This window comes from Pseudomonas sp. efr-133-TYG-103a, from assembly GCF_030209235.1.
GTDB lineage: Bacteria > Pseudomonadota > Gammaproteobacteria > Pseudomonadales > Pseudomonadaceae > Aquipseudomonas.
Genome location: NZ_JARVSK010000016.1, coordinates 216598 through 230626, shown reverse-complemented (window position 1 = coordinate 230626; position 14029 = coordinate 216598). Strand labels below are relative to the sequence as shown.

10 protein-coding genes are annotated in these 14029 nt (G+C 56.8%); 2 read left to right on the top strand and 8 right to left on the bottom strand.

Features of this window, described 5'->3' with window-relative positions; all coding sequences use genetic code 11:
* The first annotated feature begins 1 nt into the window (after position 1).
* On the top strand, positions 2-706 hold the full coding sequence (xopG, locus tag QRN36_RS14885) for a XopG/HopH/AvrPtoH family type III secretion system effector (RefSeq protein WP_285424738.1): 705 nt from the start codon (positions 2-4) through the stop codon (positions 704-706).
* An 835-nt stretch (positions 707-1541) separates the two neighbouring features.
* A complete protein-coding gene (locus QRN36_RS14880; protein WP_285424737.1) occupies positions 1542-1805 on the top strand; it encodes a DUF2790 domain-containing protein in 264 nt (87 codons plus the stop codon).
* An 89-nt stretch (positions 1806-1894) separates the two neighbouring features.
* Here QRN36_RS14880 and QRN36_RS14875 read toward each other — a convergent pair whose 3' ends face one another.
* From QRN36_RS14875 to QRN36_RS14840, 8 genes are all read right to left on the bottom strand, one after another.
* Positions 1895-4024, bottom strand: a complete 2130-nt coding sequence (locus QRN36_RS14875) for an EAL domain-containing protein (protein ID WP_285424816.1) — start codon at positions 4022-4024, stop codon at positions 1895-1897.
* A 115-nt stretch (positions 4025-4139) separates the two neighbouring features.
* Positions 4140-5069, bottom strand: a complete 930-nt coding sequence (locus QRN36_RS14870) for an AEC family transporter (protein WP_285424736.1) — start codon at positions 5067-5069, stop codon at positions 4140-4142.
* 203 nt (positions 5070-5272) lie between these two features.
* Positions 5273-6121 carry a fumarylacetoacetate hydrolase family protein gene (locus QRN36_RS14865; RefSeq protein WP_285424734.1) on the bottom strand — a complete coding sequence of 283 codons (849 nt, stop codon included), beginning with the start codon at positions 6119-6121 and terminating at the stop codon, positions 5273-5275.
* Between the two features lie 57 nt (positions 6122-6178).
* Entirely contained in the window at positions 6179-7042 is an 864-nt protein-coding gene (locus QRN36_RS14860) for an alpha/beta fold hydrolase (RefSeq protein WP_285424733.1), read from the bottom strand.
* Positions 7043-7371: 329 nt separating this feature from the next.
* Complete coding sequence (locus tag QRN36_RS14855; RefSeq protein WP_285424732.1) at positions 7372-8703, bottom strand: cytochrome c; 1332 nt, start codon at positions 8701-8703, stop codon at positions 7372-7374.
* A 10-nt stretch (positions 8704-8713) separates the two neighbouring features.
* The gene (locus QRN36_RS14850; protein ID WP_285424731.1) at positions 8714-10486 is read right to left on the bottom strand and encodes a GMC family oxidoreductase; all 1773 of its coding nucleotides are present in this window, start codon (positions 10484-10486) and stop codon (positions 8714-8716) included.
* Between the two features lie 5 nt (positions 10487-10491).
* Positions 10492-11208 carry a gluconate 2-dehydrogenase subunit 3 family protein gene (locus QRN36_RS14845; protein WP_285424730.1) on the bottom strand — a complete coding sequence of 239 codons (717 nt, stop codon included), beginning with the start codon at positions 11206-11208 and terminating at the stop codon, positions 10492-10494.
* A 619-nt stretch (positions 11209-11827) separates the two neighbouring features.
* Positions 11828-14026: a bifunctional diguanylate cyclase/phosphodiesterase gene (locus QRN36_RS14840; RefSeq protein WP_285424729.1), complete on the bottom strand. Its 2199-nt coding sequence runs from the start codon at positions 14024-14026 to the stop codon at positions 11828-11830.
* Positions 14027-14029 lie beyond the last annotated feature (3 nt).

The following is a 14029-nucleotide window of genomic DNA, read 5'->3' as shown; positions in this document are numbered from 1 at the left end:
CATGCGCATCCAAAGCACTGTCGCTCCCCATGTGAGCATCGAGGCTCACAACCCGGCAGGCGTTCAGAAAGCTGAAACCGCCTTGCAACGAATCGCCAGCCGCCCCAACGGCTCCAACCTGCTCGCTGAAATCGCCAGATACTCCACCCATGGACGCTCGCTGCGCATCAATGTCACGAGCGCGGAAATAAGCTCCGCTGCCAGAGCAGCGCTGACCACCCGCCAGGCATTGGCTCGTGGGATTCCGGACAGTGACCTGAATAAGGAAAACAACCGGACAGCCTCCTCGCTGGCAAGGAAAACAGGCTGGCGCAAAGCCGAAGGCTCGTCTGCGGTGATCGACTGGAATCCGTCGGAATATCCGGACATCGATGCCCACGGCAGACCTCGCCTCGTCAATGACGAAGACCACGCGTTCGTTTCGCTGGCACACGAACTTGTTCACGGTTATCGCATGATGAAAGGCACCTACACGGGGGGCGACGGCAGCGACAGGTACCAGTCCGGCACGCCGGCCGCCATCGAAGAAGAGCGCGCGGTCGGTATCGGCAGGTATGCCGGTAAACCGCTGAGCGAAAACGGCATACGGCGGGAACATGATCTGCCGCTTCGCGCCCAGTACCGCGCCGCCCCACCTGTCTATCAGCCTGAGGACAACGCCGAAATGGTCTTCAGTCGGCCCAGGGATTCATTTGAAGAGGATTGAGGCTGAGGGGTGAGACGACCGTCGCACGTCGCGGTCACTCGATGCCAGCGTTGTAAACGCAGGAGTCGGTCAGACCCGCGCTTGCCTCTCGACGGCCTTCCTCACAACAGTGCACCACGGCCGCCGTCGAGCATCGGAATCATCGCGCATTGGCCGGTTGATTAGAGGGTGGTTAAACTGGGCGCATCCACCCGTCAATTCTGTGAGCCACTCATGTCTCGTTCCACAGTCAGTCTGGTCGTACGAAGCTTGAGCCTGGGCATTTCGCTGGCAGCGAGCGTAGCGAGCGCAGACACCTCGCCCTCCACCCGTGGAGTGCTCCCGCTCAAGCATGGCGTGTTCGTGTCCAAGGGGCAGAGTTGTGCAGATCCTGCGAATGCAGGTATCAAACACTATGACGGTAAAGGCGTCCACGGATCGGCTACCCACCTCTGCCTGGCAACCGTGATCGAACATAAAGGAAATCACTACACCGTCGATCAATCGTGCATCGACACCCCTGCCGGGGATGGGCCACGCGTCACAGCAAGGGAAAACGTCACCGTTCATGACGCCCGGAATTTCACCTGGGGAACGGGCGACAAAGCCGTTCGCTATCGATACTGCCCTGAATCACAGTTGCCTGACTGGCTGAGACAGTAAAAGCCGCGTCCTGGTCGCTGCTCCCCCCTACGTCCAGTCGAACATACGGGTAAGCCGTCAGCCATCACTGCGGCTGATCGTCAGAATTGACACGCTGGATTTCTGCCAAGTTTCAACGGCGCTTAATATAAGTCCCAAGAGCAACAGACATGCTGCTCTAACCACTTACCTACTTAAGCACTGGAGAAACATCATGAAATATCTGACGTTCGCTGCACTGATGGCCGTGAGTGTATTTGCTTCAGCCAACAGTAAGAACAATGAACCTAATCCGGCGATCGAACATCTCCAACCGGGGACTCACCTGGATATCTCCAAAGTCATCGACATGACAAGCGACGCTGCGACTTCTGACCACTGCGGCCCGGTAGAGGCGCATATGATTTACCTCGACAGCAAGGGCGTCAAACATAACCTCGCTTATACGCTGGAAGGTTACGGCTGCCAGAACGGCTGATCGTGAGGGACCCGAGCAAGCCGGTATGAGTGCCCTTGTCCAAAGGGCACCCGATGTCCGGGCCGATGCTTATCCTTCATCACGTTTTCTCAAGCGCCATCTACCCACTGTATTTGATAGCCATCGTCGAAAAAAGCTTCCAGCTCACAGAGCGGTATGGGCCGGCTGTACAAGTAGCCTTGGGCCTGATCACATGATTCGGACTTCAGGAAACGCACCTGTTCCACCGTTTCGACACCTTCCGCAATGACCTGCAGTTGCAGACTGTGCGCCAATTCGATAATGGCTCGCACAATAGCGGCATCCTTTTGATTCGTCGTCACGTCTCGAATGAACGCAATGTCGATTTTTATCTTATCGATCGGGAACCGTTGCAAATAAGCCAGGCTTGAATAGCCCGTGCCAAAATCGTCAATTGAAATTTTTATCCCCAATGCCCTTAAACGTTGCAAACACTCGATAATCGGCAGTGTGTTTTCCATTAACGAACTTTCGGTCAGTTCGATCTCCAACCATCGGGCGTCAACGCCGTACAGCTGAAGTGTGTGACCTATCACATCGACGAGATCACCCTCGCTGATTTGCTTTCCGGAAACATTGACTGCAACCTGGTAGGGCTGATGACCAGAGCGTGTCCAGAGTGAAATCTGCTTGCAAACGGTGACGATTACCCATCGCCCCACTTGTTCGATCAGGCCGAGGCTCTCAAGGAGCGGAACGAAAACGGCGGGTGATGTCTGCGTATTATCTTCTCGACGCCATCGAAGCAATGCTTCCACACCGCAGACGCTTCCATTCGAAAGGGTCACCTTGGGCTGATAGAAGAGTTCGAACTCTTTGTTCTGTACTGCTTTTCGCAACGCCACTTCCATTTCCAGCCGTTCACGAATATTGCTGTTCATCTGTGCGGTATAAAACCGGTACGTATCCTGACCGGCCCCTTTTGCGCGATTCAGCGCCACGTTCGAGTGGCTGACCAGGGAGGCTGCTTCGTATCCATCGTCCGGGTAAAACGCGATGCCTATGCTGGCCGTCACTGAGATCGTGCAATCGTTGATATGGAAAGATTTGCGCAGCGACTCTCGGATCTTTTCCACGATCACCTGGGCTTGGGGCACGCCGTCCCTGATGATATGAATCAGGGCAAACTCATCACCGTCCATTCGCCCCAGGGTGTCACTGATGTCAAGGCAACCGGCCAGCCGGCGACCCACCCCCACGAGCAATTGATCGCCGACAAAGTGTCCCCAGCCTTCGTTCACAACCCTGAAGTTATCGATGTCGACGGTGACTACAGCCAGCCGCCACCCGTTGAGAGAGGCCTGGGAAAGGCCCATCTGCAACGTGGTGTAGAACAGTTTGCGGTTGGGTAACCCGGTTAAAAAATCATAGCTGAGCATGTCCAGTGAGCCGTGACTCAATGACTGGCCGTGGACACGTTCTCGAAGTCTGCCAACGATGATCCAGTCCTCCCCGCAACGATAAGCCTGGCGGTGAACTTGTACGGTGATGTAGCTGCCGTCTTTGCGTCGGATCCTGTTCGCACTGGGAGCCGTATTACCGGGTGCCGCGATAACAGCGTCGTAAATCTGCTCGAGCTGATGTATCGAAAGCTCTCCGAGCTCGGCCGGCCCGATAGAGCGCAGTTCGGCGCAGGTGTAGCCCAATAATCTGGCTGCGGTCGCGTTGATCTCGATGAACGCCATGCGTGTACGACTTGTCAGGAAAATGGCCTCGCTCGACGAGTCCATCGCAGAGCGAAAACGTTCCACGTCGATGGTGCGCTGTAGCAGTTCGGCTTCCAGCATGAGGCTGTGCTTTCTCAAATAATCCGACAGTTCTTTCAGCCTGATGAGGTTGCGCATTTTCAACCGCAGCTCGGGACTGTCTATCGGTTTCGACAGCCAGTCTTCTGCCCCCGCCTCCAGACAGGCGATTCGGGCTTCACAATCTTCAATGGTCGACACGATGATGATGGGGATGCGGGCGCTGGACTCACAACTCTTGAGTTGAAGTGCAATTTCCCGAGCGCTCGGTCCCTGCACGGCGTGAGACAGCAGAATCAGATCCGGCGGCGTGCGCCTGACGGTTTTGAGCGTCTGCTCGCCACTGCATGCCAACACCGTCTTGTAGCCTTGACGTTGCAGCAGCGCTGTCATCTTGTGGCACGCTCCAGCTGCCTGATCAACGATCAGAATGGTTGCCGCTCTTTCGGACATCATGATTGCTCACTCAGGTGGCGACGACAGCGTGATCTCGAAGCAGATGAATCGTGTTCAGACGTCAATCCTGGTCAGTTCGCGCGTAAGCAGGCGCTATCGCCCCTGCGGCGAATCATTTGAACAGGGAGATCAGAATCGCGATGGTGGCTACGGATAGCAGTGTCGATGTGAGGATGCTGCCGGCAGTCGTGCCCGCGTCGCGCTTGTACAGATTAGCCAGCATGTAAGGCCCCGTACCGGTCGGAAGCGCCGATACCACCACCGCAATGGCGGTCAGATCGTGGGGCAAACCAAAGACAAAGGCAGCGATAATCCATGTGACCAATGGTTGAAAAACCAGCTTGAATGCAACCAGCGCGCTGACCCGTGGCCAGTTGAAACTGCCGTGACAATCGCCGATGAATGCCCCGAGAGATACCAGTGCACAGGGACTGGCGGCGCTCGCAAGAAGGCCGAGAAACCTGTTCGGCCCGGCCGGGAGAGCTGGGGCGAATGCGGCATATAGCACGCCCAGAACAGGCGCCAGCAACATCGGGTTTTTCGCCAGCGAGATGGCAACTTTTCCCATGATCGCTTTCATGTTGCCCTTGGGCTGTATGCCTATTTCGACGAGCAGCACGGCGACCCCGAACAGCACACTCACCGTCAGAATCGCGGTGATGGTGACCAGCGGCAGGCTCTGCGGGCCGAATGCTGCCAGGCACAATGGGAACCCGATGAAACCAACGTTGGCATAGCCTCCGTTCAGGCCGTCCAGACTGGCATCTGCCAGCGGCGCCCCCTGCCTCAGCCTCACGTAAACCGTCACGCCGTAGGTGACCGCACACCCCAGGCCGAATGCCATGGCAAACCCCGGCTGGTTCAAATCATGCCAGCTTGCATTGGCCATGATTTGAAAAAGCAGTGCTGGCATGCCCAGGTAAACGACAAACTGGTTTAATTCGCGCGCGCCTTCGGGGCCCAGGTAGCCATATCGTCTTGCAGCCCATCCGGCAGCCACCAGTGCAAATATCGGCAGTACAACTGAAAACAGCACATTCATGATAGTTGTCCGGTGAATCATTGAAAGTTTTGACAATCTTGTCCGGCAACGAGCCAGCCCGACCCACCACCGTGTAAGCCTGAATCAGAAAAGAGTGAAGTATCCGCGCGGCTTCGGACCTGCTGAAAAACAGCAAGTCCTGATGCCGTCAAGAATGGATGAGATGTGTGTCTATACGGATCTGAAACTGCGTTTGACTTCGTTCAGTCTTTCCACGCCCGTATTTCCTGCTGCTGTATACCGAGCTTGTCGATACCCGCCCTGACACTATCGCCCGGCTTTAAAAACACCGGAGGCTTCTGCCCCAGCCCAACACCGGCAGGCGTCCCCGTTATAATGAGATCGCCCGCTTCCAACTGATAAAAGTTGGAAACATAGCTGACGATTTGCGGCACATTGAATACAAGGTTGCGTGTACTTCCGTCCTGATAACGATGCCCGTTGACTTCCAGCCAGATGGAAAGATTACCCACGTCGCCCACTTCGTCAGGCGTCACCAGCCACGGGCCGACGGGTGCAAAGCCCGGGAAGCTCTTGCCTTTGGTCCACTGCCCTCCCCGGTCCATTTGATAAGAACGCTCTGAGAGGTCGTTTACCACGCAATACCCGGCCACGTGATCGAGCGCATCGTCTTGCGAGATGTATAACCCAGGTTTACCCATGACAATCCCGAGTTCAACTTCCCAGTCTCCTTTCTCCGAGCCCTTCGGCAGCCGGACCGGATCATTGGGGCCGGTGGCATGACAGCCTTTCATGAAGATGGTGGGCTCTGAAGGTAATGGCAGGTTCACTTCGGCGGCATGGTCTGTGTAGTTCAGGCCTATGCAAATGATCTTGCCAATGAAACCTACCGGGGAACCCAGACGAACATTGTCGCCCTTCACAATGGGGAGGGAATCGGTGTCGAGGGCGGCCAGACGAGCAAGCTGGGCGGCCGACAGGGTCGGTGGGCCAATATCGTCGACATGCTCTGAAAGGTCTCGCAAACAGCCATCGTCATCCAGGATTGCAGGGCGTTCCTCGCCCTGCACGCCGTATCTAACAAGCTTCATAAATGTCTCCACTGCGGTTGCAGATGTGTGATGTACAGGCCCGTCAAAAGGGCAGGATCAGCCGCGCCAGTTCTGGAGAAACTTCAACAGGAGATCGTTGACCACCTCTGGCTGTTCTTCCTGCGGCAAATGCCCGCACTGGTCGATCGCGTGGGTTTCAAGATCGCTGGCCATCTCGGACCAGACCTGGGCCATGTCAAACAGCTTGCCGACCGCATAGAAATCGGCCCCCCACAGCGACATGGTCGGGCACGCAATCTTGACGTGACCATCTTCCAGATCCTGAGCCACGTCCTGAGCGTTGGCCCGGTAATCCGCCATCGCGCCTCTCACCGCGCCGGGTGCCTGATAGGCACGCACATAGGTGTCGAACGACTCCCCGGAAATGGCCATCGGGTCGTAACACCAGTCGGAGAAAAAATGCCGCAGCCAGATGTGTTCGCGGCCGGCAATCAATGCTTCCGGCAAATCCGGAACCAGGTGAAACAGGAAGAACCAGTAAGCCTTGGCGATCTTTGCGTTGATATCACGCGCCACGATCCGCGTTGGAACGTTGTCCATCACCACCAGTCGGTCGACCAGTTCAGGATGGTCTTTGGTGAAACGCGTGGCGACCCGGGCGCCCCGGTCATGACCGACAAGCGCGATTTTAGGTATGTCCAACTTACGCATCAGCTCACGAATATCCATGGCCATGTTGCGCTTGTCATAGCCTGTTGCCGGCTTATCGGTTTCGCCATAACCGCGAAGATCGGGAACGATGACGCGGTACTTTTCCGCCAGCACCGGAATCTGAAAGCGCCATGCATAACCTGTTTCCGGAAACCCATGGAGCAAAATGACGGGAGGCCCCTCACCCGCCTCGACGACGTGCTGGCGAATCCCGTTTGCCTCAATGGTGTAACTCTTGGTGGCTTTCATATTATCGCTTCTCAAGTTGCTTTACGTTGAATCTCCGAGCCCAGCGTCCAGACGCGTATCATCGGAGTGAAAGAGCTGATGCTCAGCGGACATTCACACATCAATAAAAAGTATTTAACGGTTCTGATACCCATTGCCCATCATTCCTTATTCGAAATGATGTTTGCCTGCTTGCCAGACAATGGTAAGTCGCGATCAAGTGTTGAACACGTGCGCTGGGGACCATCGTATTCGGGCATCAAGTTTCTCAACACTGCAAACTGTCGATCCCGATCATCACGCAACGTGATGCCTGATCTTTCCAACAACATGGAAATCGGGTTGCAACACTATTTGCTGAATCGCTTCTGAACCGCACCATCATGCACCGACATATTCGGCGCTTGCATGTCTTCTGGGGCGACCGTTTTTCGAACGCTGGCGACCTCCTCGGCAGTCACCACTTTGCCGGTGTTGCCCCAGGACTGGCGCACGAATGTCACCACAGCGGCGACTTCATCATCGGCCAACCTCCAGCCAAATCCCGGCATGGTGTATTCGGTCACCGCAGTTTTGGTCGCGGGAACGGTATACCCGGTGAGGACGATTTTAATGACGGAATCGGCCGCGGGATCGTTCAGAACCGTGTTGCCCGCCAAAGACGGGAATGTTTGCGCATACCCCGCGCCGTTACTTCGATGACACGCCATGCAGCTGTCCGCGTAAACCCTCGCGCCCAATGAATCAGGTAGCAGATCATGGAGTTTTCGAGTCACCCCGCCGTCATCGTTTCCAGCCACCGTGGCTTCACCCGCTCTCGGCGGCAACGTTTTCAGGTAACGGGCGATCGCGGTAAGGTCGGCGTCCGTCAGGTGCTGAAGACTGTGGTCGACGACTTCGCTCATGCCGCCGAACACAGCGGTGTGTTCGTTTCTGCCGCTTTTCAGAAACTGAACGATGTCTTGCTCCGACCACCGACCCAGACCAGTGACCGGGCTGCCCCGCAGATCCTTGGCAATCCAACCTTCGATGGGCGCGCCGCCAGACAGAAACTCGTCGCCCTCGGCGTTCGTCAGCGCCTTTTCCTGCAGGGAAATCGCCCGAGGCGTATGGCATGTACCGCAGTGGCCGAGCCCCTCTACCAGATAAGCCCCGCGCTGCAGCACCGGATCATCGGTAGTCACTGGGCTGGGACCCGTCTTGTCCGGGGCGAACAACCACCGCCAGGAAGCCAGCGGGAAGCGCATCGACAGCGGCCAGGGTATGTCCACGTCCCTGTTGGGCTGGTTCACCGCTTTGACGCCGGTCATGAAGTACGCATAAAGCGCGTGCATATCGTCATCGGTGATCCGCGCGTACGACGGAAAAGGCATCGCGGGGTACAGCGTCGCCCCGTCTTTGCGAATACCTCTTCGGACCGCTTTTTCGAACGCTTCAAAGGAGTAGGAACCGATGCCGGTTGTTGCATCGGGTGTGATGTTGGTGGAATAGATCATCCCGATAGGCGTTGCCAGCGGTAATCCACCCGCGAACGGCTGCCCGCCTTTGACGGTATGACAGGCGATGCAATCCCCCGCGCGCGCGATGTATTCCCCACGCGCCGCGGGAGATGCCTGATCAGTTGCGCCCCACGCAGAGAGCGTCGCACCGACACAAAGCGCTGCCAAAAGCGTTTTCGTCATGTCGGGCTCCTTAAGCCTGAACCATAGGGCCGGGACTTTTCAGGTACTGCTTCTTGATGTGATCGACGGACCAGTAAGCCAGCGCTGCCACCAGACCCGTCGGGTTGTACCCCAGGTTCTGGGGAAACGCGCACGCCCCCATCACGAACAGATTGTGGACGTCCCAGCTTTGCAGATAACGATTCACGACGCTGCTCGCAGGGTTGTCCCCCATGATTGCACCGCCTGTGGTGTGAGTGCTCTGGTAAGCCCGGGTATCGAAATGGGTGCCTGATTTACGGAGATTGATCTGGATGTCGCCACCGATGGCCTTGCCTATCTGCGTAGCACCGTCGATGGCATGCCTGATCATCGCAAACTCGTTTTCGTGCCAGTCGAATGTCATCCTCAAGAGCGGCTGGCCATGAACATCCTTGTAGGTGGGATCAAGGCTCAGATACGTGTCCCTGTAGGACATCACAGTGCCCTGAGCGTAAATAGGCAACGTTCGCTGGTAGTCTTCCTGCACGCTTTCCTTCCAGCCCTTCCCCCAGTTCGGACCGTCCTTGAGCACCTTGCTCTGCCCAATGGGGCGGCCGCCCGTTCGCAGGTGATAGACGCTGGCGCCGCCAATGAACCCGAGCGGGCCGTGATCGAAATTATCGCCGTTGAAATCGTCGATCGCGGTTCCCGCAGCGCCGGCCCCGATGTAGGGGTTCAACTGCGTGTTCCTGGGCAGCAGCACGTTGACGCTGCTGTTCATGTGATAAGCGTAATTTTTGCCGACCACCCCTTCACCCGATTCTGGATCGTAGGGTTTGCCGATACCCGAAAGCAGGAGAAGCCGGACGTTATGCATCTGAAACGCACACAGCAGAACAATTTTCGCTGGCTGAAAAATTTCGCGCCCTTGAGGATCAACATAGGTAACGCCGGTAGCCACCTTCCCGGTCGAGTCGGTATTGACTTTCAACACATGTGATTTGGGCTTCAGGGTGAAATTTTTCTTGAGCTTCAATGCGGGCAGAATGGAAGTCTGAGGGGACGCCTTTGAATACATGTAGCAACCGTAACCCTCACAAAAACCGCAGAAATTGCAGGGGCCCAGTCTCACGCCATACTGATTCGTATAGGGGCCGGAAGCATTGGCCGCAGGCACCGGGAAAGACAGATAACCCAGCTCATTCGCGGCTTTTCCGAACACTTGTGCGCCGTAAATGGATTGAAGAGGCGGCAAAGGATATTCGGCACTGCGGGGAGCCTCCCAGCGATTGCCCCCCGCGAGAATCTGATGGTTGATGTTCCCTGCTTTGCCGGAAACGGCGGCAACATCCTCCCACTGGGCAAAATAGGGCTCCAGTTCTTCATACGTGACGGGGTAGTCCTGAATCGTCATTTCTCTGGAAATAAACGCTTTGCCATACCGTTCCTGATAGTGGCTTCGCAGCCGAAGGTCTGCCGTAAACGCCCGCCAGGACATGCCGTTCCAGTGAAAACCCGCTCCGCCGACGCCGTTCCCCAGCAGAAAAGCCCCGTGCTGACGGTACGGCACGGCGACGTCCTTGCTGGAATGACGGATGGTGACCGTTTCTTTGGAGAGGTCCTGAAGCAACTTGCCGCGAGTGCTGTAGGCAAGCTCGTCGATCACGTTCGGATAGCTCGCCGTGGTGGACGTGTCCTGCATCTCGCCGCGCTCCAGGGCAAGGATTTCCAGACCTGAATCAGCCAGCTCCATCGCCGCAATCGCGCCGGTCCATCCGAAACCGACGATGACGATATCGACTGGAGAATGTTCAGTGGCCATTGGGTTCAGCTCCTCTTACCGTCGATAGACACAGAGCCCAACGGATACTTCTCGTTCGGGTGATCGATCCAATCCGCAAAATCTGCGCGAGCACCTGGAAACCCGATCATTTTCCATCCGGACAGCTTTTTGTTACCGCCGTAGACAGGGTCAGCGAAATACCCCTCTTTGCAGTTCTTCAGCAGTTGACCGAAGAACAGCGAACTCATCATGTCGTCCATGGCGACAGCATCCGTTTCCAATTGGCGAAGCACCGCGATTTGCATCTCAGGCGCCAGTTCATTGAACGCCTTGCCATGCGCTTTCTGGCACCAGGCGTTACTGGCCTGGATGCCGAGACGATAGATATCTCTGGGCGTCAGTTTTTGCTGGTACCCGAGCTCCGCAGGCAAGTCAGTCAGAAACGGCCCCTGCATATACCAAAGCGCGCCATGGGCGTATGGAGTTTCCATCTGCCGATCAATAAATTCGGGAATTCCGCACGCGACCGCCCCTGGGCCGATGTCATCCTCGGGGATGAGTTGCGCCGAAGCAGCATTGATGAACGCCCACTCCGATTCAGTAAAAAAACGAGGAAGGTATCGCTGGCTGGAGGCTGAGGATTCAACCAGTTCCTGCGGCGGCGCAGCGGGCGCCGAGAACACGGACTGAGGCGCGATAGTCACAACGGGCACTAGCGTCAAACCGGCTTTTATAAAGTTCCGCCTCGAATTGTCTGACATTTCAGCTATCCGTAATTCGTGAATAAACAGAGGGCGTCATGGGCGAATGACGCTCATTCGCCATAAATGACTGCTTAATCATCGCGCGATTAAATAAACAGTAGTTGCGGCCACAGTAGTGAACGTTAAATGCTGCATCTAGCACGGATGTGCTAAAGCACAAGCGTACAAATTATGTTAATCCATGAAGTAACCACTTACTTAAAGTTGGAGTCGAGTCTTATTCTGGGCATGCGCATGGATACCCGTTAAAGCGCAAGAGGGAAAGTTGGAAGATAAAAAAAGCCCGGCAAGGGTGCCAGGCTGTCACGAGAACATTCTCGTCAATGAGGAATGAAACATAAGAGGAGACTGCAAGTCAGACACGCTTAACGACATGCCATATTGGGCATCCCTGGCGCGCCAGTGCAACATCCGGCAAGTACCAGTCGTTGCACCGAACATAAGACTCTCGCCATTCAAGATCCTGGTATAGCACTCATGCGCGATACTTTGCACGATTGTGCTGCAACAGACGTTTGATGAATAAATCAGTGCGTCAATCAGAACAACCGCCGTTCCGGCAGCCAGCATTGCAGTTCGAAAGATTGAAGCTGACGCGCGGGCAATCGATGATCATTTAAAAGCAAGGTCTGGGGTCCATTGACCAGCGGTCTATCCAGTCGTGAATGGCTGACGGCGGCATTGGCTGAGCAATGCCGTAGCCCTGAGCCACCTCGCATCCAAGCTGTAAGAGCTGAGCCGCCTGCGCAGGGCTGTTGACACCTTCCGCGATGACCTCACGTCCGAATGCCGACGCCAGCCCCAGGATCGCCTGCAGGATCGACACGTCAGAAGGGGCGTCGAGCATCCCGTGAATGAACGTCTGATCAATCTTCAACTGGGCCACTGGCAGGCGCTTGAGGTAGCTCAGCGACGAATACCCGGTGCCAAAGTCGTCCAGCGCGAAATGCACGCCGAGCGAGGCGCATTTGCTCAACGTGAGCGACACGCCTTCGATATCTTCCAGCGCGCTCGTTTCGAGGATTTCGATGATCAGCATCCGCGGCTCGACATCCGGGTGTGTGGCCAGCCGATCCATCAGGTCGGCGACGAAGTCCGGCCGCTGGAGCTGCCGGGCGCCGACATTGATGCTGACCGGCAGCAGCAATCCTTCACGTTGCCAGTCCGCAATCTGGATCAGGGCATTTTCCAGCACCCACTCGCCTACCACTTCCGACAGCGGATTGCTCTCGATCAGCGGCAGGAAATCGTCCGGCATCAGCAGCCCCCTTTCCGGGTGTTGCCAGCGCAGCAACGCTTCTGCGCCGACGACTTCGCCGGTGCGCAGGTTGACCTTGGGTTGGTAATAAAGCCGCAGCTCGTTCTCGCGAATGGCCCTGTCGATCCGGTCCAGCCGGGCATTGTGCCCACGCATGTCCTGATCGTTCTTGGCGTCGAACACATGGAAGCGATCCTTACCCGCCAGTTTGGCTTGATACATGGCCTGATCGGCCTGGCGCAGCAGTTGGTCGGCGCTTATGTCGCCTTCCTGCGGGTAGTAGCTGACGCCCACGCTCGCCGACAGCGCCACCTTCAACGTGCCGATGCCCACCGTGTCGCTTGCTGCGGCCAGTAATTGCTCCAACACCAGCGCGCTGTCGCAGACCTGATCGAGATCGACAATCAGCGCAACGAACTCGTCGCCACCCAGACGCGCCAAGGTGCAACCCTCAGGCAAGGTTTGCTTCATGCGTCGCGATACGTTGGCAAGCACCCTGTCGCCCACCTCATGACCATGTTCGTCGTTGATGGCCTTGAAGCCATCAAGGTCAAGATAAGCGATGGCCAGTTGCGTGCCGTTACTTGACGCAAGGGCCATGGCCTCATGCATGCGCGACGCCAGCAGCACGCGATTGGGTAAATGGGTCAGCGGATCGTAATGGGCGATGTATTCCAGCTGGCGCTGGTGCTCGTGGGACTCGGTGACATCGGTGAACAGCGCGACGTAATGCTGAGGCTGGCCCTGAGCATCCAGAATGGCCGTGATCGTCTGCCGCGCAGCGAATAACTCGCCGTTGCGCCGCCGGTTCCACAGATCGCCTTGCCAGTAATGCTTGCGCTTCAGGCTGTCCCACAGATTCACATACTGGGCTGCCGGCGTGAAACCCGAGGCGAGCAGGCGCGGGTCTTTTCCCACGACATCGGCCCGCGAGTACCCGGTAATGGTACTGAACGCGTGATTGACCTCCACGATCGTCCCGATCGCATCGGTGATCATGATCCCTTCGCGCGCATGGGTGAAAACGCTGGCCGCCAGTTTCAGGCGGCTTTCGACCAGCCGACCTGACGTCAGATCGGTCAAGGTCAGCCGTATCGCCGGTACCTCGCCTGGTTGCCGAATACAGTTGAGCCGTGCCTGCCAGTGGCTGCCATCGGCACGCTGCAGAGACACGTCACACTCCTGCGCCACGCCGTCCCTGAACAGCCTGGCAAACACTTGCTGCCACTGGTCGCGATCCGCCTCCAGGATTCGTCCGGCGAAACGACGCTGCAGTAACCGGTTTCTGGGCCAGCCCAGCATCGTTTCGCCGGTATGGTTCACGGCCTGAATCACGCCGTGGGCATCCAGCGTGAGATAACCCACCGGTGCGTGTTCGTATAAGTCCAGATAACGATCCCGCGAAGCCTCCAATGCCGCCTGAGCGCTACGCAGTTCCTCGTTCTGCGTCTCGAGTTCGACTTGATGAAGCCGCAACGCGCCTAGAAGATCACTGTCTTCAGGGCCACCGACTCCCAGAGGCATCTGAGCAAAGGGCGCGGCAGTCGTCGGCTTCATGAC